The 25,511-nt window shown below is 46.0% G+C and carries 20 protein-coding genes, 1 other RNA gene and 1 pseudogene; 16 read left to right on the forward strand and 6 right to left on the reverse strand.

Annotation, left to right across the window (positions count from 1 at the left end; all coding sequences use genetic code 11):
• Positions 1-221: 221 nt before the first annotated feature.
• Positions 222-553 (reverse strand): annotated as a pseudogene (locus VNN20_01290) (IS481 family transposase).
• Between the two features lie 535 nt (positions 554-1,088).
• Between VNN20_01290 and VNN20_01295 the strand changes: the two are divergent.
• Positions 1,089-1,358, forward strand: coding sequence for a type II toxin-antitoxin system prevent-host-death family antitoxin (locus VNN20_01295; GenBank protein HWP90821.1), 270 nt, complete (start codon positions 1,089-1,091; stop codon positions 1,356-1,358).
• A 12-nt stretch (positions 1,359-1,370) separates the two neighbouring features.
• On the forward strand, positions 1,371-1,796 hold the full coding sequence (locus VNN20_01300) for a putative toxin-antitoxin system toxin component, PIN family (GenBank protein HWP90822.1): 426 nt from the start codon (positions 1,371-1,373) through the stop codon (positions 1,794-1,796).
• A gap of 6 nt (positions 1,797-1,802) precedes the next feature.
• Here the strand turns inward: VNN20_01300 and VNN20_01305 are convergent, their stop codons facing one another.
• From VNN20_01305 to VNN20_01320, 4 genes are all read right to left on the reverse strand, one after another.
• On the reverse strand, positions 1,803-2,846 hold the full coding sequence (locus VNN20_01305) for an ABC transporter ATP-binding protein (protein HWP90823.1): 1,044 nt from the start codon (positions 2,844-2,846) through the stop codon (positions 1,803-1,805).
• Between the two features lie 4 nt (positions 2,847-2,850).
• Positions 2,851-3,663: a carbohydrate ABC transporter permease gene (locus tag VNN20_01310; protein HWP90824.1), complete on the reverse strand. Its 813-nt coding sequence runs from the start codon at positions 3,661-3,663 to the stop codon at positions 2,851-2,853.
• Positions 3,660-4,508: a sugar ABC transporter permease gene (locus tag VNN20_01315; GenBank protein HWP90825.1), complete on the reverse strand. Its 849-nt coding sequence runs from the start codon at positions 4,506-4,508 to the stop codon at positions 3,660-3,662. Before VNN20_01315 ends, VNN20_01310 begins: the two co-directional genes overlap by 4 nt.
• Before the next feature lie 346 nt (positions 4,509-4,854).
• Positions 4,855-6,138, reverse strand: coding sequence for an ABC transporter substrate-binding protein (locus VNN20_01320; GenBank protein HWP90826.1), 1,284 nt, complete (start codon positions 6,136-6,138; stop codon positions 4,855-4,857).
• 265 nt (positions 6,139-6,403) lie between these two features.
• Here VNN20_01320 and VNN20_01325 point away from each other — a divergent pair, with 265 nt between their 5' ends.
• The 7 genes from VNN20_01325 (at position 6,404) to VNN20_01355 (ending at position 14,197) form a co-directional block, all read left to right on the forward strand.
• The gene (locus tag VNN20_01325) at positions 6,404-7,936 is read left to right on the forward strand and encodes a VWA domain-containing protein (protein ID HWP90827.1); all 1,533 of its coding nucleotides are present in this window, start codon (positions 6,404-6,406) and stop codon (positions 7,934-7,936) included.
• A 45-nt stretch (positions 7,937-7,981) separates the two neighbouring features.
• Positions 7,982-9,070, forward strand: coding sequence for an alanine racemase (gene alr / locus VNN20_01330; protein HWP90828.1), 1,089 nt, complete (start codon positions 7,982-7,984; stop codon positions 9,068-9,070).
• 76 nt (positions 9,071-9,146) lie between these two features.
• Positions 9,147-10,646, forward strand: a complete 1,500-nt coding sequence (locus VNN20_01335) for a hypothetical protein (protein ID HWP90829.1) — start codon at positions 9,147-9,149, stop codon at positions 10,644-10,646.
• A complete protein-coding gene (locus VNN20_01340) occupies positions 10,639-11,406 on the forward strand; it encodes an ABC transporter permease (GenBank protein ID HWP90830.1) in 768 nt (255 codons plus the stop codon). Before VNN20_01335 ends, VNN20_01340 begins: the two co-directional genes overlap by 8 nt.
• A 14-nt stretch (positions 11,407-11,420) precedes the next feature.
• Positions 11,421-12,251, forward strand: a complete 831-nt coding sequence (locus tag VNN20_01345; protein HWP90831.1) for an ATP-binding cassette domain-containing protein — start codon at positions 11,421-11,423, stop codon at positions 12,249-12,251.
• A complete protein-coding gene (locus VNN20_01350; GenBank protein HWP90832.1) occupies positions 12,248-13,231 on the forward strand; it encodes an MlaD family protein in 984 nt (327 codons plus the stop codon). The genes VNN20_01345 and VNN20_01350 overlap by 4 nt, the downstream gene beginning before the upstream one ends.
• A complete protein-coding gene (locus VNN20_01355; GenBank protein HWP90833.1) occupies positions 13,232-14,197 on the forward strand; it encodes a ParB N-terminal domain-containing protein in 966 nt (321 codons plus the stop codon).
• Between the two features lie 50 nt (positions 14,198-14,247).
• Here the strand turns inward: VNN20_01355 and VNN20_01360 are convergent, their stop codons facing one another.
• The gene (locus VNN20_01360) at positions 14,248-14,565 is read right to left on the reverse strand and encodes a hypothetical protein (protein ID HWP90834.1); all 318 of its coding nucleotides are present in this window, start codon (positions 14,563-14,565) and stop codon (positions 14,248-14,250) included.
• 150 nt (positions 14,566-14,715) lie between these two features.
• Here VNN20_01360 and dtd point away from each other — a divergent pair, with 150 nt between their 5' ends.
• The 7 genes from dtd to treY all read left to right on the forward strand — a co-directional run bounded on the left by dtd (position 14,716) and on the right by treY (position 25,355).
• Positions 14,716-15,165, forward strand: a complete 450-nt coding sequence (dtd, locus tag VNN20_01365) for a D-aminoacyl-tRNA deacylase (GenBank protein ID HWP90835.1) — start codon at positions 14,716-14,718, stop codon at positions 15,163-15,165.
• A 181-nt stretch (positions 15,166-15,346) separates the two neighbouring features.
• The gene (smpB, locus tag VNN20_01370) at positions 15,347-15,799 is read left to right on the forward strand and encodes an SsrA-binding protein SmpB (GenBank protein HWP90836.1); all 453 of its coding nucleotides are present in this window, start codon (positions 15,347-15,349) and stop codon (positions 15,797-15,799) included.
• Positions 15,800-16,110: 311 nt separating this feature from the next.
• Positions 16,111-16,465: a transfer-messenger RNA gene (gene ssrA, locus VNN20_01375) on the forward strand.
• Between the two features lie 614 nt (positions 16,466-17,079).
• Positions 17,080-18,981 (forward strand): malto-oligosyltrehalose trehalohydrolase, encoded by a 1,902-nt coding sequence (treZ, locus tag VNN20_01380; GenBank protein HWP90837.1) that lies wholly within the window; start codon positions 17,080-17,082, stop codon positions 18,979-18,981.
• A gap of 426 nt (positions 18,982-19,407) precedes the next feature.
• Complete coding sequence (locus tag VNN20_01385; protein ID HWP90838.1) at positions 19,408-19,773, forward strand: YXWGXW repeat-containing protein; 366 nt, start codon at positions 19,408-19,410, stop codon at positions 19,771-19,773.
• Positions 19,774-20,076: 303 nt separating this feature from the next.
• The gene (locus tag VNN20_01390; protein ID HWP90839.1) at positions 20,077-22,503 is read left to right on the forward strand and encodes a DUF3536 domain-containing protein; all 2,427 of its coding nucleotides are present in this window, start codon (positions 20,077-20,079) and stop codon (positions 22,501-22,503) included.
• Positions 22,503-25,355 carry a malto-oligosyltrehalose synthase gene (gene treY, locus VNN20_01395; protein ID HWP90840.1) on the forward strand — a complete coding sequence of 951 codons (2,853 nt, stop codon included), beginning with the start codon at positions 22,503-22,505 and terminating at the stop codon, positions 25,353-25,355. Before VNN20_01390 ends, treY begins: the two co-directional genes overlap by 1 nt.
• Positions 25,356-25,511 lie beyond the last annotated feature (156 nt).

Raw genomic sequence — 25,511 nt, forward strand, 5'->3', positions numbered from 1 at the left:
GTGATAATTGTCACATGCTGTGCGAGAGACGTACTTGGGGTGCTGGTTTATCTGAAATAATAAATCATCGGTCTTATCTATGTTGCTTGTGTGACCAATATTATGGATATGGTCTATGTAAATTGTGTAAATATAGAAGGGAACGCCCTAAAGAATAACATGACATGTCCTGAACTACAAAAGCGTTTACAGTAGGTCTTTCGGTTAGCGTTTTTTCTATTCTACTCCATCACCTCCCTGAGTTCAACGGGATTTTCAAAGACATACTGCTGATATAGGCTGAGTCCATCGGTGAAAGTTTCATAGGGAGTCCTTCCCCGACAGTACCTTCCCTGATTCGTACGCTCCTTGTTATAATAATCCATAAACGCACCAAGGTCACTCTGAATCTCCTCAAGAGTCCGGTAAAGCTTCTTTCGGAACGATACCTGGTAGAACTTATTCTCTATGGTCTGGTTGAGCCTCTCCACAGCTCCGTTGGTCTTCGTATGCTCTATGTCGTTGAGGTGAAGATACAACTCATACGGATGTGCTCTGCCCTACCACAGTACTCATGTTAGTGTCTCCTTTTTAGACCACTTTATTCTTTTTCATTGTGTCTACTTTTTTATTCTTTCTTTATTCTCACTTTATTCAACACTCAAAAAACTTTTTATTTTCAATAGGATCGAGAGTAATAAAGTCTTTATTCCTTTTTTTAATAGGAAGAATAAAGCGGTTAAACCGGGGGATCAATCGGGCATCCGTGCTTTTTGTCATCCCCGAACGTTCCCCGCTAAAGCTTGTATCCGAAAGTATTAATCGGATAACATGCGGGGACAAGCTTAATCCGGGATCCATCTTTTGAAAAACTGGATTCCCGCTTACGCGGGAATGACAGCATTTCGTAGCTTGTTCAAAGTCGTTAACCTATCGAGTGCATAATATAAGTTGCTTAGATTGCGTCTTACCCTTTCTAACAAATTCAAAACTGATCAGTCTTTCTTGCCGCTCAAGAATCACTTTGATAGCAAATTTCAGGCCTCTGAGTTATAATGATTATATTAATTTCACGGGTAAAGTACCAATACAAAAGAGAGAAACGTAAAATGGCGAAGCGTATATCAGCAATGGATTTAAGGAAACGCCTTGGGCAGATAATGAATGAGGTTTCGTTGCAAGACGACGAGTATGTTATCGAAAGGGATGGGAAGCCGATGGCTGCAATAGTTCCTATCTGGAAGCTTAAGCAGATCGAAGAAAGGAAAAAGGCTTTCTGGAATAAAGTTGAAGAGTTTCGTGAAGAAGGGAAAAAGGTAAGAAAGAACGAGATTGAATCAGCGATAGCTAAGGCTGTAAAATCAGTAAAGAGCAAATAACCTTTGTTCAGGGTGGTTCTCGATGCCAATCAGTTCGTGAGCGCTATACTCCATCCGGATGGACTTCCCGCCAAGGCACTCAACGCATGGCGTGAGGGTCTTTTTGAACTGGTAATATCGCCATCCATCATAAGTGAGATTAGGCGTGTGCTTAACTATCCGAAACTCTACAAAATCCATAAAAAGAACCCCAAAGAAATTGACCTCTTCTTAGAAGATTTTGAAATACTCGCTTTTCTTGTACCAGGGAAACTTCCCCTATCTGTCGTGGCGAATGATCCTTCAGATGATAAATACCTTATCGCGGCACTGGAGGGAGGCGCAAGTTTTCTTGTAACTGGTGACTCTGACCTTCTTCACATTCGGGATTATAAAGGTATAAAGATAATTACACCTAGGAAATTCTTAGAAGAACTAAAAGCACAAGAAAAAAGATAGCGGGATTCAAACAAGCCTCTCTCCGCTGGATTTATCAAAGAAGTGGAGCTTTTCTAAAGGGATTTTGAAGAAGACTCTTGTTCCGGGGTTCATCTTTTCTTCGGCAAGCAATATGCCCTTCATTGTTTTCTCCTTCCACAGAAAATCTACCCAAGTGTCACTACCGGTCGGCTCTAAAAGGAGCACTTTTCCCTCAAGTGTTGTCTCATCACCCTTAGCACTAACAGCCACATCGGATGGCCTTATCCCGACGATAATCTGTCTATTCTCGAACTGCTCAAGGACAGGTTTAAAAATGGTTATGTCTTTTAACAGCGAGCCGTCGATCATATTCATCGGCGGACTCCCGATAAACCAGGCGACGAACAGGTTTGCCGGTTTTGCGTATACCTCCATAGGGTGGCCGCATTGTTGAATCTTTCCCTGGTAGAGCACGGCGATCCGGTCTGAGAGTACCATCGCCTCTTCCTGGTCGTGGGTAACATATACGGTTGTTATCTGTAGTTCTTGATGGAGCCTCTTTAACTCCGCCCTTGTCTCTATCCTCAGCCTTGCATCCAGATTAGACAGGGGCTCGTCCATCAAAAATACTCGGGGCTTTCTGATGAGAGCACGGCCCAGAGCCACCCGTTGTCTTTGTCCGCCGGATAGCTCTCGTGGCTTTCTTCTTAAAAGGGGTTTCAAATCCAGGATTGCGGCCACGCGATTGATCTCTTCGTCTATTTTTTCCTTGGGCAATTTTTTCACACGCAAAGGGAAAGAGATGTTTTCATATACGGTCATGTGGGGATAGAGGGCGTAGCTCTGGAAAACCATGGCCACGTCCCGCTCGCCCGGGGACAGGTTGTTGATGGGGACCCCGTCAAAATGTATGATACCGCTGCTTACCTCCTCAAGCCCGGCAATCATGTTCATTATGGTTGACTTCCCACAACCGCTCGGCCCGACGAAGGTAAAGAATTCCCTATCCTCGATGGTTAAGTCGAGGTTCTTCACCACCAGTACATCCTTGAATCTTTTCTCGACTCCTTGAAACCTTATCTCTGCCAAGGTTCTATCCTTTGATTGCCCCTGCAGTTAATCCTTCGATAATCCTCCTCTGGAATGCAAAGGCCAGTATGATGATAGGCATGGTCACCACGATGGAGGCTGCCGCAATCTCGCCCCAGGGTATTTCATGAAGCCCCGGAAAAAGCGCGATCCCGACCGGTATTGTCCTCGAATCGATAGTCGAGGTGAAGGTCAGGGCAAAGAGAAACTCATTCCAGGAAAAAATGAACACCAATATAGCGGTGGCAAAAAGCCCCGGTGTGGATAAAGGCAAAATGATCTTGTAAAAAGATTGAAAGGGTGTACAGCCATCCACCCTCGATGCCAGGTAGATTTCATGGGGAATGTCTCTGAAAAAGCTGGTCAGCACCCAGATGGTCAGGGGAAGGGAAAAGGTTGTGTAGGTGATGATCAGCGCAAATAGCGTATCCCTCAGTTTCAAGGCTCCAATGATGATGTATAGAGGGCTTACCGTGGCAATAGGGGGAAACATGGAGGCGGATAGAACAAAAGCTAGAATGAGCCCTTTCCCTTTTACATTCAGCTTTGCCAGGGCAAATGCCGCCAGCGAGCCGACGACAACCGAGAGGATAGTGGTAGAGGTTGCCACTATAAAGCTATTTGCCATGATTCTGAGAAATGGATGACCCGTAAAAATGGAGATGTAATTCACACTGGTCGGGTCATGCGGAAGGATAGGCGGTAATCTGGTTAGTTCTACTTCCGGCTTTAGAGATGTAATCAACTGCCAGAAAGACGGACCGAGGCAATAAAGGACAACAATAATCACAAGAACATAAAAGCCCAACCGTCTCATTCCGTCCCCCTTTTTAAAAGTTTTACATAAAAGGTGGTAGTTATGGCCACGGAGAGAAATATCGTTACTGCGAGCGCGGAGCCATATCCAAACTGTAATGTCTGAAAGAGTGTCTTGTAGGCATATATGGATAAGGTCTCGGTCGTATTCCCAGGGCCTCCCCCGGTGAGTACATAAATAACGTCAAAGACCCTGAAGGCATCCAGTGTCCTAAAGATGAGCACGATAAGGATCATCGGCATAAGAAGGGGAAGGGTTATGCGTCTGAAGATATACCAATTCGAGGCGCCGTCAACCCGGGCTGCCCGGTATAAATCAACCGGTATAGTCTGAAGCCTGGCCATGAGAAGAAGGACAACAAACGGGGTCGTTTTCCATACATCCACAAAAACCGCGGCATTTAACGCCCAGAACGGGCTTCCCAGCCAGTTGATGTTGACTCCCAGCAGGTGATTCAAAATGCCGAAGTCCGGGTTATACATCCACCCCCACATCTTGGCGGAAACCACGGTGGGGATGACCCACGGGACTAAGATGATGGAGCGCATGATACCCTTCCCCTTAAACCCTCTATTCAAAAGCATGGCTATGGCCAGGCCGAGTATGAGTTCCAGGAAGACCGAGACGGCGGTGAAATAAACGGTGTTGTAAAGGGCGTTCCAGAACCGGTCATCCCTGAGCAGAAAGCCGTAGTTCTCCAGCCCGATGAACTTCGAAATATCGAAGATGAGCAGGCGGCGGTGAAGGCTCAACCAGAAAACGTAGAAAAGGGGATAGAGCGTTACCACGGCTAGAATAAGCAGTGTAGGAGCCAAAAAAAGATAGGGTTTTCCTTTAGTAGTCATTACACCAATTAGAGTATTTATTGTGCAAGAATAAAGATGTCATTGCGAGCACATTCGCCTAGCCTGCACTGAGGGAATCGAAGTGCTCAGTGTAAACTCCGCAAAGCAATCTGATAAAAGGTGTTATTTCTCCAAATCTAAGATTTCTCCCCTTCGACTGTGCTCAGGGTCGAAATGACAGAGCCCTCTTTGCACTTCCGATACTACAAAACCGCTTTTGTCATTCCGAACGAACGTGAGGAATCTAATTAGATTGCTTCGTCGTGGAATTTATCCTGGGCCCGCCGAAGGGCTCCTCGCAATGACAGTCCTTATCCGATACAGTATATAATCAACAGAATCGTTATCACTCCTCTGCACTTAAGATAAATTCAATCTGATTCCTTGCAGATTTTAACGCTTCTTCCGGCTTCTTGACCCTCGATAGTACGGCGCTGAACTCAGGCTGCATGACCTGGGATATCATCATATAGAATGGAGTGACGGGTCTTGGCCTGGCCTGCTCAAACACGACATAAAGGCTTGCGGTAAAAGGTTGAGCTCGGATCAGGTCCTTGTCGTTATACAGCTTCTTTAGCGTGGGCTTATAGCCGACGGTCAAAGAAAGGGTCTTTTGGACCTCGTAGGACGTTAAGAACCTGATGAACCTTTCGGCTTTTTCCGGATGTCTAGAATATTTATTGATACCCAACTGCCATCCGCCCAAGGTTGGCACAGATTGATGGCCGGGAAAACTGGGCAGAGCGGAAACACCGACCTTGCCCTTTATCGGTGAACCATCCCTTTCGAAAAGATTCCAGGCATAGGGCCAGTTTCGCATGAAGACCGCTTTTCCCTTGCCGAAGATGTGCCTTGCGGAGTCTTCAATAGTGGTCGTGACTAGCTCGGGAGTGACACCATAGTGGTAAATGAGGTCTCTCATTAGCGTGAGTGCCTGCTGGTTTTCCGGGCTGTCGATGGCAACGTTACCGTTCTTGATAATGTCCCCGCCGTTACCCCAGATATACTCTAGGACATTGCATACCAGGCCTTCGTACTGTTTTCCCTGCCAGATAAAGCCGTAGAGCCCGGGCTCATTCCGGGTAATCTCGGAGGCGATTTGTATAAGCTCATACCAGGTCTTTGGCGGGGAAAAGCCATGCTTATCGAGCAAATCCTTTCTATAATAGAGAACACCGGCATCTATGTACCATGGTATAGCATAGACGCTGTTATTATAGGTCGATACCCTCATCGGGCCCTGGAAAAATTCATCCCTTTGCCCCGGGGGCAGGATATGGCTTATGTCTCTCAGCCATCCGGCCTTGGCAAACTCCTGTACCCAGATAACATCCAGGGCAAAGACGTCAAAATCCGATGATTTTCCTTGAAGGTTGATCACATAGAACTGGTGTTGTTCGCCTGTTTCCGCTGGCAGGGTTTCATCCTTTACCCGGATATCTGGATTCTCCTCTTCAAACCTTTTGATCAAGTTTTTGATTGGCTCGAGGTCTCCAAGCACCCTTCCGTATTTGAAAACGATGGTGGTCTTCTCTTTTCCATCCGGCTGGGGCTCCTGTGTGCAACCTTGAAGCACAAGAATTGTACACAACAAAAAATATGGAATTATGTTCTTTACCGGGCTAAACATAGCTTCGCAAACTCGTAAAAAAATATCTTCCTAATATCGATTGTATATGAAGAGGGCGCATATTTGAAATAGGCTTATGACTGGCCGTTCGTGGTGAGCCTGTCGAACCATGAACGGCCTGTCGTGAGCACTGACGAACGGCTTACTTCGGGAATGCCATGTTTAAATGCCGTTCGCCCTGGGCCCCAAGTGCGTGCCTATTCTCTATTCACCTTCAATCCATTCAAAATTGCTACCCTCTACGACCTATGCTACCCTAAATTTAGTGGATTCAAGGAAACTCTCCCAAAATATCGAGACCGATTCCTTTGACCGGGCTCTTTTCGAGGAACTGGTAGCCTCTTCCGAAGAACTTAAAAACCTTATCGAAAGCGGTTCTCATCTCCTGCCCAATTTCCGCTCCTTTGTCCTCGACCTTTTTGCCAGCTTCTTCAAGTACAACGTCTTACTTCATCCGGAGGACGAGGTGAAAAGGGGCGTGTTGATTGGAAGAAAACTCATCGAGAAAGCCGTTGCCAGCGAGGGTTATAAGGAATTAAGGGAAGAAACTATACTCGACGGTTTCAAGTCCGCGATTGCCACCCTGACCCTGGGTAAAGAGGTTATTAGATGGGTAAAATCCGAGGAGGGACCTTCACAGAGTTCTCTCGTTAAAGAGTGGGAGCTGGACAAAGCGGAGGAGGATTATGAAGAGTTAAAGGAGGAGGCTAAAACCTGGGAGGATGTTGAGAAGGAAAATCCCCTCGATAAGTCAGCGGATAAATCATTTAAAGAAGGAAAGAAAAAGGCTCAACTGGAATTGCGAAAGCAGGAGGGTGAGCTAAAGGAGCTTCAGGAGGAGCAAAAGAAGAGACTGGAAAATATGGAGATGAAACTCCAGAAACTTACTAAGTCGGCGTTACAGCAGGCTTCGGAAGGTGTAGACGAAGCAGAAAGCGAGCTTATGGAATGGGGAGCCTCGATGGGAATACCTCAGGAGAAAACAGCCGGAGAAAAACTTGACCTGGCCGCCAAGTTGCTCAAGAACGAAAAATTGAGAAAGCTCTCTCTCATGGTCGGGAGCCTCAAAGAAGAGATGTTGACATCCAGGAGAAAGCTCTGGTCGAAAAGGGGAACAGAGGTTTATGACATTGCCATCGGAGACGACATAGGAAGGGTCATTCCCAGCGAGCTTTCTTTCTTGAAACACCGGGTTTTAAGAAGGGATTTTATGAGAAGGTTTCTTGAAGAGAAGCTCCTTCAGTACTACCTCAGGGAAGAAAGGGGAAGAGGCCCGCTCATCGTCTGTATCGACGGCAGCTCCTCTATGGACGGAAACAAAGAGGTGTGGTCGAAAGGTGTTTGTTTAACCTTACTGGATATTGCAAAAAGGCAGAGAAGAAAGTTCGTCGTAATTGTGTTTTCTTCAAAAGGCTCGCCTCTCAAGATTTTCGGCTCCGACGTCAAGGAGGGTTGGGGAATGAAAGAGAATGACATCATCGAGCTAGCCGATTACTTCCCCGGCGGGGGGACGGACTTTGAAGACCCGCTGGATAAAGCCCTGGAGTTCCTCAATCAGTCAAAATTCAAGAGGGGCGACATCGTTTTCATAACCGACGGTGAATGTGATGTAAGAGGTGATTGGTTGGAGACGTTTCTCGGAGAAAAGAAAAGGCTCGACTTTCAAGTGCTTTCGATCCTCATAGACCTGACCGGCCGGGAGTCGCAAGAGTCTCTCAAGAAATTCAGCGATAAAATAACCGCGATATCGAAGCTAACTTCTAAAGATGCCCGGGATATTTTCTTAAGCTTGGCCTAAGAATTCTTGACCTCGTAATTAAAAAGAGTTATAAAATTAAAATCAATGAGACCCACCTGGGCAGAAATAGATATCGATGCCTTAAAGTCCAATTTTCTCCAAGTTAAAAGAATAGTGGGCGAGAATGTCGGGGTTATGTCCATCGTAAAGGCCGATGCCTACGGGCACGGGTCGGTTGAGGTCAGCTTGGCTTTAATTGAATCCGGCTCCGATATGCTCGGGGTGGCGACGGTGGAAGAGGCCGTTGAGCTAAGAGAGTCCGGCATAAAGTCTCCCATTATTTTACTCGGTGGGGTTCAGCCCTATGAAGCAGAACGGGTGGTCAAATACGATTTAACCCCCTCCTTGTTCTCCATTCCCACAGCAAGAGCCATAGATGAATACGCTTATAAAGTAGGGAAGAGGGTGAAGTATCATCTTAAGGTGGATACCGGGATGAGCAGGCTCGGCGCCGGGGTTGAGGAAATTCCTCATTTCCTGAGCGAGCTTAGGGGCTTGAACAACCTGGAGATGGAAGGTGTGTTCACCCACTTTGCCAATGCGGATAAGGAGGTCGGGGATTTTACGCTAAAACAGATTGCAGTTTTCAGGAATATGCTTTCATTCATCATCCAAGCGGGTTTTTGCCCGAAATATACGCACTTGGCCAATAGCGCCGGAATCCAAGCTTATCCCCAATCCCACATGAATCTGGTCCGTCCGGGAATAATGCTATACGGTTCCGGGAAGATAAGCGATTGCGAACTTAAGCCGGCTATGAGGCTTAAAACACAAATAATTCAACTGAAGAGTGTTCCGGCGGGAACCCCGGTTAGCTACGGGGGCACTTTCGTGACGGCGAGGCCTGCTGTCATAGCCACACTCCCCGTAGGGTATGCCGATGGGTACATGAGGAGGCTTTCCAATCGGGCCAGGGTTTCAATCAATGGCTTCACTGCCCCGGTTGTGGGTACGGTGTGCATGGATTTAATAATGGTTGATGTTACCGAGGTTCCGGGGGTAGAGGTTGGGGGCGATGTAGTTCTATTTGGAGATGAAAGGGTTTCGGTCGAAGACGTTGCCAAATGGGCAGATACCATCTCCTACGAGGTCCTCTCCATAACCGGAAAGAGAGTACCTCGTGTTTATGTCTGATGAATAGAGGCCAGTCAGTTGCCTCTTTCTAAATATTTCCTGGCTTTTTGCACATCCAGAGTTAGGGAAAGATGACATGCTCAAGACCTCTCCAATATCTATTGGTTTTTTTCTAATCACCGTCTTCTTTTTTTTGCTCTATAGCCCGGCTATTTCATCCGGAAGAGATGATTTTAGTCTTGGGCCGCTTTTGAATATTGAAGAAGACGAGTCTCAGGAATCACAAGAAGTAGACCTCCTCGGCCCTTTCATAACCTCAAAAAGGGACAAGGACAGCTCTGAATTCGGCTTACGCCCGCTTTTCTATCTTCTTAGAGACAGCGAAAAGGATTCCACCGAGTTTGATTTTCTTTATCCGGTTGCAACCTACGATAGAAGGGAGGGGGACTGGGATTTTCAATTTCTCCTCTATTTACTCTCGTATGAATCCGAGAAAAAGCCGAGCGGTTTCCGGGAGACTGAATTTACCCTCTTCCCCCTTATCTTCAGCAAGAGGGCAGAGGATAGGGATAAGAGCTACTTTGCTCTCTTCCCCATCTATGGAGGGTTAAAGGATAAGTTTGGCCGGGATGAGATTAACTTTTTTCTATTTCCACTCTTTTTACAAACTAAGAAGGGAGAATTCACCAATAACAGTTTCCTCTGGCCCATATTCGGCTATTACACCGGAGGAGGTCAAGAGGGCTTCAGGCTCTGGCCCCTTTTTGGATACAGAAAAAGAGAAGGAACGCTTGATGAGAAATTTGCACTCTGGCCTATTTACGTATCGAAAAGGTGGGAGTTCTTTGGAGAGGAAAGAAGGTCGTTCATGATCTTTCCCTTTTACTCTACCCTGGAGTCCCCGGAGAGAACACAGAGCACTTATCTGTGGCCCCTGTTTAACCGCCTGGTGGACGGGGAAAAGGAGATTGAGAGATGGGATACCCCCTGGCCCCTCATCAATTTCACCAGGGGGAAGAAAACCGGGAATAGGGTTTTCCCATTTTATGCCAGCGAGGAAGACAAGAATAGTGAGGAAGGATTCTTTCTCTGGCCGCTCTACCGATACAGTAACCTGACCCTTGAAGACCACGTGAGAAAGAGAAAGACATTTCTCCTCTTTCTCTACTCGGATATAAAGGAAGAGCCGACTATGGATGGCGGAAGGGAGGGAAGAAGAATAGATTTCTGGCCGTTATTCAGCTACAAGAGAGACGAGAAAGGAAACCGTAGTTTTCACTTCCTTTCACTCCTCGAGCCTTTTTTCTCCAACAACAAGGGCATCGAAAGAAACTATGCTCCGTTATGGAGACTATTCGAATGGAATAAATACGAGGACGGCAGGAGCGTTTCATCTTTTCTGTGGAATACTTATAGGATGGAAAAGAGTAAGGATATGACCAAGGTTGACCTGCGGCCGATAATTCCCATCTTCTCTTATGTAGACTCGGAGGAGAAGTCAAAATTTTATTTTTTAGGCGGTCTTTTCGGCTATAAATCAGACCAACGAAAAAAAACATTCAAACTATTTTTCATTCCCATTAATATTTCTAAAGATGAGGTGAAAGAAGAGGAGGGAGGATTAAAAAATGAATAGCGTGAACGCATTTTTTCAAACAACCGGGGAGATCCTTGGGCTTCTAGTAGAGAGCATATACTGGTGCAAGACCGCTATCCGCAATCGAGATAAGGTGTTCAGACAGATGGTGGAAATCGGGAATAATACCTTGCCCGTAGCCGCTCTTATTTCGCTATTCATTGGAGGCGTGCTGGCGTTACAATCAGGTCCACAGCTTGCGCAGTTTGGAATCGAGGAGAATATAGGAGGGATTGTCGGACTCTCTATGGTGAAAGAACTCGGCCCGGTCATGGCATCTATACTCGTCGCCGGACGGGTGGGCTCGGCTATGACTGCGGAGATAGGCTCAATGAGCGTTTATGAAGAGATAGATGCCCTCAAAACCATGGATATAAACCCGGTAAGGTTTCTGGTCATGCCCAGGTTTCTGGCCAGCTTCATCGCGCTTCCCTTTCTGGTGATTTACATGGACGTGATAGGATGGTTTGGCGGTGCGGTGGTCTCGTCGGTTAATCCGGATATCCACGTTAGTATGAGCGTCTATTTTAGGAACCTTTCCGAGCTGGTGGAATTCTCGGACGTGCTCAATGGGTTAGTCAAGGCAATGGTTTTCGGGGTCATAATCTCCATTGTATGCTGCTATGTCGGCCTTAAAACAAAGGGAGGGCCTAGAGAGATCGGAACGTCGGTGACAAAAGCGGTAGTATTGTCCTTTATCCTGATTTTGATCTTTGATTATTACATCACCAGGCTTTTAATACTACTCAATTTAGATTAGACTTTATTCGAATAATGCAAGTAAACACTGAGAATAAAAATCCTAAAGAAGAAAAATCTCCGGATACTTTATTTCACCACAACTTAGAAAGTAAACCGGTATCGGTAAAGGTAATAAAACTAAATAAGTCCTTTGGAGACAATCATGTCCTTAGAGATTTAAGCCTGGAGATTAAACCGGGTGAAACGCTGGTTATCCTGGGGAAGAGCGGGTCGGGAAAAAGCGTTCTCTTGCGCCATATAATTGGGCTGGAAAAACCTGATTCCGGAACGATTTTTATAAACGGAGAGAATATAAACGAGTCAAATTTCAAGAAGAAGCACCGGCTGGCTATGGTATTTCAATCCTCGGCCCTTTTTAACTCACTTTCGGTCAGGGAAAATGTGGCGCTCTATCTAAAGGAACACGGAGTAGTGAAGGATGAAGACGAGATTACCAGGATAGTAAAAGGTGTACTTTCCATAGTGGGGCTCGATGAGAAAGAAAATATAATGCCCTCACAGTTAAGCGGCGGGATGAAAAAGAGGGTAGCCATAGCGCGGGCCTTGGCTATGAGTCCGGAGCTGATTCTTTTTGATGAGCCGACCGCTGAGCTCGACCCAATGATGACTCGAACCATAGGCGATGTAATACTTAATCTAAGAAAATACGTCGAAGTTACCCAAATAGTGGTCACGCACGATGTTGACCTGGCTTATTACATCGCCGATAGAATAGCGGTGCTGAGCGAAGGAAAGATAGTGGAGACGGGCACTCCAGAAGATATCAGGAACAGCACCAACCCGGTGGTAAAGGGTTTTATCGACACCCATTTCGAAATGGCAGAAGGAGGTAGAGACAGATGAGGACAGAGTTTAAGGTGGGACTCTTTTTTATCGTGGGCTTATTGATACTACTCGCCGTTTTTGAGTTCATAGGGGAGATCCCGTTCCTGAGGAAGGAATATTCTCTCCGGGCCTATTTCAAATCTATAGACGAGCTTAAAGAGGGAAATCCGGTAAAGTTTTCCGGTGTTGAAGTAGGGAAGGTCTCTAAGATAAAGATAGGGGATGAGAAGATAGAGGTAACTTTCAATGTCAAGAAGGATGTCCCGGTCAAAAAGGACTCGGTTGCCAGCATAAGGCTTACCAGCCTCCTGGGAACAAGTTACATAAACCTTACCTTCGGCTCTCCGGAAAGCCCTCTTGCCCCTCCGGGAAGCGTGCTTGCCAGCGAAGAACCCGCGGATATAAACGAGATACTGGCCAAAGTACAGTCCTCTGTGACCTCGATAGAGGCGGCATTCGGTGCATTGGGCGATAATAAAGAAAGAATAAGCAGCATATTGAATGGTCTGGATTCGGTCCTGGGTTCGGCGGCACGGGGCGAGGGAACTATAGGGAAATTATTGAAAGATGATTCCCTTTATTACGAGGCGAAGGGGGCTCTTTCCAGCATTAATGATGTTGCCGTCTCCATAAAAGAGGGAAGAGGCACCCTGGGAAAACTGGTAACGGATGAATCCCTTTATAACGAGACTAAAACAACCATGCAAAACCTGGGTCAACTTGCCAGTAAGCTGAATAAAGCCGAAGGGACGTTCGGGAAGCTGCTAAACGATGATACCCTTTACGTTCAGGTGTCCGAGGCGGCGACCAACCTTAATTCTATACTGAAGAAGGTAAACAACGGAGAAGGCACGCTGGGCAAGCTGGTGAGTGACGACTCTCTTTATTTCGACAGTAAGAATGCGGTAAAAAAGCTGGAAAAGTCGGTGGAAATACAAGAAGACCTAGCACCTCTGAGTACGCTAGGTGCGGCATTCGGAATATTAACCATCTTTTAGATGAAATTTGAGTATGTACCTTTAGCCTTAGTAGACTTCCAAAACCACTCGTTCTTCGTAGGTCCGGAAAGGGATATCGGCTCACTCGAGGATTCCATCAAAGAGGTCGGACTTATAAACCCTCCGGTTTTGAGGAGGACGGGGGATAAATATCAAATAATCTCTGGTCGAAGAAGACTCGAAGCCTGTAAAGAGCTTGGATTTAGCCGGGTTTTCTCGAAGACTTATGAGACTCACGAAATCTCCGATGAGGACTGCCTGAAGCTGGTATTATACGACAATCAAGAAAGGATAGGTGAATTAGAGAAGGCTGAGCTTCTCCTCAAGTTCAGGGATATCTGCGGCCTGGATGAAATGGAGCTTACCAAAAGGGTGCTTCCGTATCTGGGGATACCTCCTGCCCGGAGGAGTATTGAAAAATATGTACGCTTGGGCAAACTGGAGCATGAAATTAAGGACGGCATTTACTCTCAGCGAATTACCCTAGAACAAGCTTTGATATTGAGCGAAACAGCGGGTGCTAATCGAATGGAGATATTCAGAAGGGTGCTTCTAAGGATGAGGCTCAATACCAATGAAACTCGCGATGTAGTCAAAGAAATTCAGGAGGTGGCATCGAGGGATAAGAGAGGTGTGGGAAAAATAATAGATGAAATAGAGTCGAAGTGTGGGGGAGGAGAATTAAAAAATGCCTTTAGACGTGAACTCAAGCTGATGCGATATCCGGTGCTGACCCAGGCCGAGGAGGAGTTTCGAGACTGCTTAATGGGTCTTGACCTGCCCAAGGAGGTAAATGTTTTCCACGCTCCCTTTTTTGAGGGAAATCACCTTGAGTTCAGGATTAGAGTGGAGAGCGTAGAGAAATTATCTAGAGTCCTTTCTTATCTTTCTTCAGCACTGGCAAAGGGAGAGATAGATAGGTTGTTGACTATTGTAAGAGAAGGTAGCCCTGGCAAGACGGCGTGAGTTAAAAGTTCCTGGCCAGTATCATTTAAATCTTTACTCTTTACTTTAAGTTATCTTCTTCCGATGCTCCTTAAGTATTCATCGAGGTCATAGGGTGGCTGCCAGTTTTCATCTACATAGACTATCAATTCTTGCCCCGGATAGATTCGGTTCTGGTTGTTAATTACATCTGAATTCCATACATAGATTTTGCCCCATTCTCTGGCATTGAGAAGATAATAGCCCGCCAGGAGATGCAGTTCCTCCCCTTTGCCTACTTTGTGCACGATTATACGTTTGCCGGTTTCGGGCGCCATCTCCGCTCTAGAGTAAGGCGAAACGAACACTAAAAGCGAGAGTATAAACAGGGTTATTTTTAGAAGCCTCATCGGATTGATTCCTCCCATCCTCTTTTTAGAATGTCCTTAATTTTACTCCCTTTTTAGACATTGGTAAATCGCCTGTTGATAGGAGTTGATTTTTCCATATTGATAGTGAAAATAGTTGAAAATCTAAGAAAGCTTGTATAGGACAATTAAATGAGAGCCGTTGTTCAAAGGGTCAAGGAAGCGAGGGTAAATGTAGATGGCCAGGAAGTAGGAAGGATCGGAAAGGGGCTAGCTATTCTTATCGGCATAGCTAAAGATGATGGGGAAGTGGATGTAGAGTATTTAGTGGATAAAGTATCTGGGCTCAGAATCTTCGAAGACGAAGAGGGCAAGATGAATCTCTCGGTCATAGATGTTAAGGGGGAGATATTGGTTGTTTCTCAGTTTACCCTCTACGGCGACTGCAGAAAGGGAAGGCGCCCTTCATTCGACCAGGCAGCCCGGCCGGAGGTAGCTGAAAAACTATACAATCTCTTTGTGGAAAGGATTAGGGAAAGAGGCATAAGGGTTGAGGTCGGCAGGTTCCGTGCTCTTATGGATGTTCATCTCATCAACTGGGGACCGGTCACTATTTTGCTAGATAGTGGAAAGTTGTTCTAGCCACAGATGACACAGAGATTATAAGGAAAGATTTGAGTCCAAAAAGGGTGAAAGGACGTTCGTCCCTACTCATCCACAGTTTCCTCTATTATTATTACCACCATTTGTCTTGGTAAACTTCGATATCTTCCTACGGGCTGGTCGAGTTGATTTTGTAGATTTCGATTATTATATTAGAGAAATGGAGAAGATAGTCTGTCAAAACCCGAAAGCGCATCGGGATTTTTTTCTGGAAGAGAAATACGAAGCTGGGTTAGAACTAAAGGGTTCCGAGGTTAAGTCCCTTCGTGAGGGAAAGGCCAGCGTCAAGGAAAGCTTTGCTTTGATCGAAGACGGTGAGGTGTTTCTGGTAAACAGCTACATTGCACCTTATGAGGGCGCAAACCAGTTTAACCACGACCCAAATAGGAGCAGGAAGCTTCTTCTCCACCGACGGGAGATTAACCGATTGATCGGGAGGACACAGATAAAGGGTTATACCTTAATTCCGGTTAAGATTTATTTCAAAAACGGACGAGCTAAGGTTGAGCTTGCTCTGGCTAAAGGGAAAAAGGCTTATGACAGGCGGGAGGATATAAAACGCCGCGAGGCCCAGAGGGAGATGGACAAGGCGTTTAAAAAGGCCCGTAATTGATATACGCGTTTGATATATTAATCGGGTATAATATTGAACGCCTTACTCGAATATTACAAGAGGTTGTCATTCCCACGGAGCTTCTCCTCGTGTACACGGGGAGTGGGAATCCAGTTTTTCAAAAAATGGATCCCCGATTAAGCTTTACCCCTGCCTGCTTTTAGCGGGGAACCTTCGGGGATGACAACGGTAATTTTTGAGTAGAAGGACAGGATGAGAATATTATACTTAATGCAATTTATAAGTTAGTCTTATGTGGTAAAGCTAAGACAAATTATTAAAATCAAAAATGTTTTAATCTTTGACAATTCGGGGGCGATCGGCTTCGACGAGGAATGGGATAGCCTAAGCGGCATGTCGAGTTTCTGCTAACTCGAAAAACTGGCAGAGCACATATAAGTGCCGAAACAAACTACGCACTCGCTGCTTAATTAAAGCAGTGACGTCTCGGAAAACCTTGCCCGTTGGGTTTTCATGGGGCGTGAGCAAGACGGGATAGTCCGCAAATGATGCTTGGGGCATATGCGGATGAAACCAGCACTCAAGCTGGCGTTGAAAAGCCTGCCCATGGGATTTTTCAGCGTGAGAACTAAACATGGGATAAACATGTAGATGCTGGGTGACGCCCTTTTTCGGACCTGGGTTCGATTCCCAGCGCCTCCACCAGAAATACTAAATTTATTCAATCTTTATCAACTACCACTACTGTCCAAGATAATCAGAAATCAAAAAATTTATCTCTTCGGCTATCTGCACAGGGTTCGAACATGGCTCAGAACCTATCTTGAGTACAACGAAGGAATGAGCGGATGAATGCATCCGCTAAAAATGCTTTAAGAAACAAGAAAACCGTTCATTCTGAGCGTAGTCAAAGAATGAACTCCTCCTGTTTACAGAGTTTATTACTTCACCTTGGGTCATCCGGCACATTCGATACACTCAGTACAAACTTAACTAAAGGACTCAAAACAGGTGATGACACTTAGTTCAAGATTATTTCACCGAGTTCACACTGAATGAAACCGAAGGGCTCCCTCAGAGTAAGACTGGGGTGTTATGGCAAGCCATCTTCTTTTGGCTGCGATGAAATGTCTTACCTAGGATAAGTTTGCGACCGGAAATAAGATCAAAATAAATTTGAATCTGCTATTTATGGTAGAATTGGAATAGAGCATTAGACTATTCCAAAGAAGCTTAAAATATTTTCAAGAAGAATGCGGTCTTAATAGAACTACAAAACCAGTTTTGACCCGAAACTAATCAAAGCCGAGCTAAAGAAGATGAAGATCGGTGCTAATTATTTGGGAAATGGAAAGTGCGAGTTTATTGTCTGGGCCCCTTTTCTGAAGAATGTAGAACTAAAGATAGCATCCTCTGCGGACGCTAGAGGGACATTATCTTCGGGTTATATCCCCATGAAGAAAGGTGAGTCAGGATATTGGCGAGTTATAGCCGGGGACGTATTCCCGGGAACGCTCTACCTCTACAGGCTCGATGGAGAGAAGGAGAGGCCGGATCCGGCATCTCATTCTCAACCAAGAGGGGTTCATCAGCCTTCTCAGGTTGTCGAACACGGGCACTTTGCCTGGGAAGACGGGCTTTGGAATGGGTTGGATATTTCCCAGATGATAATGTACGAGTTACATGTAGGGACCTTTACGATGGAAGGAACGTTTGATGCAATAATCCCCAGGCTCGATGAATTCAGGGAATTGGGTATTAACGCTATAGAGATTATGCCTGTGGCCCAGTTTCCGGGAGAGAGAAACTGGGGCTATGACGGAGTGTATATTTACGCCGTCCATAATTCTTACGGCGGGCCCGACGGACTGAAAAGGTTGGTTAACGAATGCCACAAAAAGGAAATCGCAGTGGTGCTCGATGTGGTTTACAACCATCTAGGCCCGGAGGGAAATTATCTCTGGGATTTCGGACCGTATTTTACCGACAAATATAAAACCCCCTGGGGCAGCGCCGTAAACTTCGACAGTGCCTACAGCGATGAGGTCAGAAATTTTTTCATAGAGAACGCTCTATATTGGTTTAAAAACTATCACATCGATGCCCTGCGTCTGGATGCGATTCATGCTATATTCGACATGAGTGCTAAACATTTCCTGGAAGAGCTGGCGGACAGGGTTGAGGAATTTTCCGAAAGGGAGGGAAGGAAATTTTATCTTATAGCCGAGAGCAATTTGAACGATGCCAGAGTTGTAAGGCCGAGAGAAATTGGAGGATATGGAATCGATTCTCAGTGGTGTGATGACCTTCATCACTCTCTTCACACCCTGCTCACCGGGGAGGATGAGGGTTACTATATAGATTTTGGCCAGGTGGACCACCTGGTAAAGTCCTTGAAAGAAGGGTTTGTATATTCCGGCCAATTTTCTGCGTTCAGAAAACGGAGGCACGGAAATTCTTCCAAAGATAGACCGGGCCAGCAATTCGTCGTTTTCTCCCAGAACCATGACCAGATAGGCAATCGTATGCTAGGAGAAAGGCTTTCCAGGCTGGTGCCGTTTGAGGGATTAAAGCTAGCCGCGGCCGTAATTATTCTCTCTCCCTATGTCCCGCTCCTGTTCATGGGGGAAGAGTACGGAGAGGAAGCCCCTTTTCTCTATTTTGTGAGCCACTCCGACCCCGACCTCATCGAAGCGGTGAGAAAGGGCAGAAGGGAGGAATTCATAGAATTTAATTGGCGGGGAGAGCCGCCGGACCCTCAATGCGAGAAGACCTTCCTTAAATCAAGGATAAACTGGGAAAGAAGGAAGGAGGGAAGACATAAAGTCCTTCTCGATTTTTATAAGCAGTTGATAGCGCTCAGGAAGAGGATTCCGGCATTAAGATCTCTCAGTAAAGAAAACCTCGATGCCTGGGGTTTAGAGAAGGAGAGGGTGGTAATCATGCGACGGTGGGAAAAGGGGGGAGAAGGCCAGGTTTTGGCTGTTTTCAACCTGAACAAATCCGACCTAAATCTCAAGCCTTTTTTCCCCGAGGGTGCATGGAAAAAGGTGCTGGACTCATCCGAACAAACATGGAGCGGTTCTGGAACCCTCCTTCCGGAGAAAATAAACTCGATGAGCAATGATGAGACCTCTCGCTTTAATATGGGAGCTCGGTCGAACGATGAAATTATCATAAGAGGGTTAAGCATGGCTCTTTATCAGAGAGAGGAAATTTAGAGAGTTGGACAGGGGTATAATCAACCATTCTACCTGAGTTTGAGAATGGCTTTGTTAAAGATTTATGTAGTTTTTCTCGGGGGGTTGGTATAGCTCAGAATTTATATTTGTGCAAATCTACACAGCCTTAGCATGTATTTTTACACAGTTTAGTAACCCCATTAATGAGTTCAATATAAAATCGCTAGTTATCACAATTAGTTAAACTGCTAGAGCCTTGAGTATGACTTTATCCCAACCACCATTATTATTTGTAATCCTCTATAATTATTTGAATTCCCACGTTGAATTTCAGTATTATTTATCTTCTCCTCAAAACCTTTCTATATTGAACCCATCGTAAATATTAAGGATTAAGAATACTAACGCTTCTGGCATAGAAATTGCGGTTAGATAGTTAGTATAAATTTATGTGGAGGTGAGACCATGCGACAAACGATGTTGCTATCTACTTTTCTGATGCTAGCCCCCTTTATGCTCACCGCCGGTTGTATATCATCGACTAAAGAAGTTGTGGAGAAACCGGTACCTGGACCAACCGTCGTGGAGAAGGAGGTAATAGTGAAGGACCAACCACCTATAGTCCCTACGCCTCGAGTGGAAATCCGCGGTGTGCCACCATCACCGGACTATGTTTGGGCCCCGGGTTACTGGGATTGGAATGGACGTGAATGGGTGTGGATAAGTGGGAAGTGGACTCAGCTTCCCTACCCCAACGCAGTATGGGTGCCCGGTCATTGGGAATGGAATGGGCACGAATGGATATGGGTCTCTGGTTACTGGAGGCAGTGAATTAAGGCAGGCTAGTGCTCATTGAATTAGTCTCCTACCAACATGACCTATTTATTATGGAAGGGGTGTATTATCTGAGTGTTTATTCCCCGCGACATAAAAACTACTTCTAATCCTAATATCAGTTTATATGATGCGCATAAAGGGTAACGAGCTAAGTATACTGTTTGGACTTTCCAAACTAGGCGGGATTATTTTTCTTTGCTAAAGTTGTGAGAATACGTTTAGGATTTAAACCATCTCCCCCAATTTCTGAGAAATCTCTTTCACTCTTCCCTTCGATTCTTGTGTATAATAGGAAATATGAATAAATACATCTGCATTCATGGGCACTTCTACCAGCCGCCAAGGGAAAACCCATGGCTTGAGGAGATCGAGCAACAGGACTCGGCATATCCATACCACGATTGGAATGAAAGAATTACTGCGGAGTGCTATGCCCCGAATGCAGTCTCACGCATACTCGACCCGCAGGGAAAGATACTGGGAATAGTGAATAACTACTCCAAGATCAGTTTTAACTTCGGGCCAACCCTTCTAGATTGGATAAAAGAAAAATCCCCTGACGTCCATCAAAGGATTCTGGAGGCAGACCAGGAAAGCCAGAAGAACTTCTCCGGACACGGCTCTGCCCTGGCTCAGGCTTACAACCATATGATCATGCCCCTGGCAAACAGTCGAGACAAATACACGCAGGTTTTATGGGGAATCAAGAACTTTGAACATCATTTCGGACGAACCCCGGAGGGAATGTGGCTTCCGGAGACCGCGGTAGACCTGGAAACATTGGAGATCATGGCCCAGCGTGGGATTAGGTTTACCATTCTTTCTCCATTTCAGGCAAGCCGGGTGCGTAGGATAGGCGCCCGGGCCTGGCGGGATGTCAGCGGCGGACGTATAGACCCTAAGGTGGCTTATGAACTGCGCCTCCCTTCCGGCAGGAAGATAAGTGTTTTTTTCTATGACGGTTTTATCTCCCGTGCCGTTGCCTTCGAGGGCTTACTAAGTAACGGTGAAAATTTTGCCCGCCGTCTTAAAAACGGGTTTTCTGCATCGGATGATGTGCCCCAGCTCGTGCATATTGCTACAGACGGGGAGACCTACGGTCATCATCATAGGTTTGGGGATATGGCTCTTGCCTATGCACTCCACCATATAGAACATAACAACCTTGCCCGGCTCACTAATTACGGTGAGTATTTGGAAAAACATCCTCCGGCCAATCAGGTAGAGATATTCGAGAATAGCTCCTGGAGTTGTGCACACGGCATTGAAAGGTGGCGAAGCAACTGCGGGTGTAATTCGGGAGGGCATCCGGCATGGAACCAAAATTGGCGGGCCCCGCTGAGGACAGCCCTTGATTGGTTACGTGACACACTGGCCCCTGCTTATCAGGAAAAAGTAGGAGAGTACCTGAAGGACCCTTGGAAGGCTAGAGATGACTATTTAGACGTAATACTTGATCGTTCTACGGATAGTGTTGAACGATTTCTTAATCAACACTCTATACGCAGGCTCAGTCAGACTGAGAAGATAACCGTACTGAAACTCCTCGAGCTTCAGCGTCATGCCATGCTCATGTACACCAGTTGCGGCTGGTTTTTTGATGAGCTCTCCGGGATTGAAACGGTTCAGGTCATTCAGTATGCAGGGCGTGTGGTTCAACTGGCCGAGGAGTTATTTGGTAACGGTACCGAGTCTGGTTTTCTGGAGTTACTGGAGAAGGCCAAGAGCAATATCCCGGAGCATGGCGACGGCCGTCTGGTCTATGAAAAGTTCGTAAAGCCGGCTGTGGTCGACTGGGAGAAGTTAGCCGCCCACTATGCAGTGAGTTCCTTGTTCGAGGAGTATACGGAGAGGGCAAAGATATATTGTTATAGAGTGGAACGCGAGGACTTCCAGGTGTTTGAGGCCGGAAAGTCAAAACTGGCATTTGGCCGGGTCAATATGACCTCTGAAATAACCTTTGAATCAGCGATGCTGACGTTTGGTATCTTGCACTTCGGGGATCATAACCTAAATGGAGGAGCTCGGAAGTTTCTCGGTGAGGAAATCTACAGCTCTACCATCGAGGAATTGAGTAATGCTTTCAAGATCGGAGACTTCAGCGAGGTCATACGACTCCTGGACAAACACTTTGGGGAATCTACATACTCGATCAGGTCTCTCTTCCGGGATGAACAGCGTAAGGTGTTAAACCTACTGCTGGAATCTACATTATCCGAGGCAGAGGCAGTATATCGTCAGCTCTACGAGCGCAACGCCCTGATGATGCGTTTTATTACCAGCCTGGGTATCCCTCCGCCTAAAGCATTTTACGCCGCTGCCGAGTTCGTCTTGAATAGTAATCTAAGACGGGCGTTCGAGAACCTAGATGTTGACATTGAACGGGTCGAAACTCTGCTAACCGAGGCCAAGTTAGAAGGAATAGCACTCGATGTACAAACCCTGGAGTACGCTCTACGAAAGAATATCGAGCGGATGACCGAACGGTTGCTGGCCAGTCCGGACGACACCTCTCATCTCCGGAAGCTCGACGCGGTCCTGGGCCTCACCCGTTCTCTGCCATTTGGGATTAATCTGTGGAGGCCACAGAATATCTATTATGAAATACTGGAGAGGGTCTATCCCCGGTTTCAAAGCCTGGCTGAGCAAGGCGACGAGGGTGCCAGGGAGTGGGTTAACCATTTTAGGTCTCTTGGGGATAAGCTCTCTATACGGGTTGCCTGATGTCCACCCTAAAAATACCAGCCGCTACCTACAGACTGCAGTTTAATCCATCTTTCGGGTTTAAACAAGGAAACCGGGTTGTGGAATATCTTTCTGAGCTTGGAATCTCTTATATTTATGCCTCTCCCATCTTCAAGCCAAAGAAGGGAAGTGATCACGGCTACGACGTGGTCGACCAAAATGAGTTTAACCCGGAGCTAGGCACTCCAGAGAACCTGGAAGAACTATTAACGAACTGTCAAAACCACGGTATCGGATGGCTCCAGGATATAGTGCCAAATCATATGGCCTACGACGGGGAAAATCGTGTACTGATGGATGTCCTGGAGAACGGCCAGAGCTCCAAATACTTTGATTTCTTCGACATAGAATGGAATCACCCCTACGAAACGCTCAAAGGAAAGGTCATCGCTCCGTTCCTGGGAAGACTTTACGGAGAGTCCCTGGAGGACGGTGAAATCACCTTAAAGTACGATAGGGATGGTTTCACCGTCAACTACTACGACCTAAAGTTTCCTCTGAAAATAGAGTCCTACATAAGTGTTGTCTCTTACCGGTTGGGTAATCTCAAGAAGAGGGTGGGAGACGACAGCCCCGATTTCATAAATTTTCTGGGCATTCTTTATTCGCTAAAAAATCTGCCGGCCTCGAGGGAAGACGTTAATGACCGGTACGACCAGATAATGTTTGTGAAGAGAATGCTTTGGGAGCTCTATAACAGGAACGAGGAAATAAAGAGCTTCATAGATGAGAATATCAAGATTTTTAACGGCGAAGTGGGGAATCCAGAGAGTTTTAACCTTTTTCATACCCTGCTCTCGGAGCAGAACTTTCGGTTGTGTTTCTGGAAGGTGGCCACCGAGGAGATAAACTACCGGAGGTTCTTTAACATAAACCAGCTCATATCGTTGAGGATAGAGGATATGGGTGTTTTCAATCAGACCCATTCTCTGATTTTTAGAATGGCTAGAGAGGGTAAATTCAACGGGGTACGGATAGACCATATAGATGGACTATATGACCCGACTGGTTACCTCCAAAGGCTCAAGGAGAATATCGGAGATGTTTATACGGTTGTGGAAAAGATTCTCCACCCGGAGGAAGAGCTCCCCGAATTCTGGCCGGTGGAGGGAACAACCGGTTATGACTTCCTGAATTATGTGAATGGAATTTTTTGTGACGGTAATAATGAAAACGCATTCACTCGCCTGTACACAGAATTTACCGGGTTAACCAATCCCTTTGAAGACTTGGTGGCAGAGAAAAAAAGGTTAATCATGGGTAAGCATATGGCCGGGGATATAGACAACCTGGCGCATCTTATGAAAAGGATTTCCAGTAAGCACAGGCACGGATACGATATCACCCTTTATGGTCTCAGAAGGGCGCTGGTAGAGGTAATGGCGCATTTCCCGGTTTATCGTACATATATCAGTGAGGACCATTTTAGCGAAAAGGATAGAGCTTACATAAAAGAAGCGGTGAAAAAGGCTCTTGCCGCCAACCCAGTGCTTTACAACGAGCTTGATTTTATAGAGCAGTTTCTGCTGGTCAAGCCGGGAGAGTACTTAAGCGAAGATGAAAAAAAGGAATGTTTAGATTTTATCTCTCGGTTCCAGCAGTTTACCGGTCCTCTAATGGCAAAGGGCTTTGAGGACACTACCCTTTATGTATATAACCGGCTTATCTCTTTGAACGAGGTTGGCGGGGATCCCAAGAAATTCGGGATTTCGTCGGATGAGTTTCACCGTTTTAATTTGAAGAGGGCTAAGGGTTGGCCATACACCATGAACGCTTTGTCAACTCATGACACCAAAAGAGGTGAGGATGTAAGGGCGAGGATAAACGTTCTTTCGGAAATGCCCGAGGAATGGAAAGCAAAAATTAAGAAATGGAGCAAGCTAAACGAGAAGAAAAAGAGGATGATAAATGGAAAGAGCGTGCCGGACAGGAATGACGAATACTTTCTCTACCAAACCCTGATAGGGGCATTTCCATTCTACGAGGCGGCTTCTTCCCAATCTTCCCTCATAACCGGCTGGATAGAGGGCAACGGGAAATATCACGATTTTGTAGAAAGAATAAAGCAGTATACGGTAAAGGCTATTAGGGAAGCCAAGGTTTACACGGCATGGCTCAAGCCGGATACCGATTATGAAGAGGCATTTATTTCATTTGTCCATGAGATTCTCAACCCGTCAGAAAGGAATGAATTCCTCAAGGATTTTCTGGCATTTCAAAATAAAGTGGCCTATTACGGGATATTTAATTCTCTATCCCAGACCCTCATCAAGATAACCTCCCCCGGTGTTCCGGATTTCTATCAGGGGACCGAGCTATGGGATTTGAATTTGGTAGACCCGGATAATCGCCGCCCGGTTGATTTCGAGAAGAGAAAGAGGTTTCTTCGGGAAATAAAAGAGCTTGGGGAAGGAAATATACTTGAGCTCATCGGCGAACTTATCTCAAGAAAAGAGGATGGAAGGATAAAGCTATTTCTAATCTATAAGTCGCTTGAAGCAAGAAACCGTAGAATAGAACTATTTGAGAACGGTGAGTATTTGCCGTTGCCGGTCGAGGGCAGGTATAACCACCACGTCATTGCCTATGCCCGAAGGGATAAAAATGGCTCTGCGATAACAGTAGCACCGAGATTTATAACTTACCTGGCAAAAGAGAAGGAATATCCTTTTGGCATTAATGTTTGGAAAGATACTAGGATTGTAATACCGGAAGGCTTGGGTCAGTCGTGGAAAGATCGCTTTACCGAAAAGATAATAAGGGTGGAAAGTGAGGTTGCTGTCGGTGAAATCCTTAAGCACTTTCCGGTGGCGTTGTTATTAAGCGAGTAGGATGGAAGTAGATTATTTAACCACCAAGGCAAAACGGCACGAAGAAAGAATGTTTACGTGTTAGACGGTTTGTGGGTCTATGGTTAAAAAACAAACTCGTGAACACATTACAGATAAACTCGCTAACAACTTCCTTGGTGTCTTTGTGGTTCAATA

This window comes from Thermodesulfobacteriota bacterium (assembly GCA_035559815.1).
GTDB lineage: Bacteria > Desulfobacterota_D > UBA1144 > Nemesobacterales > CSP1-2 > DATMAT01.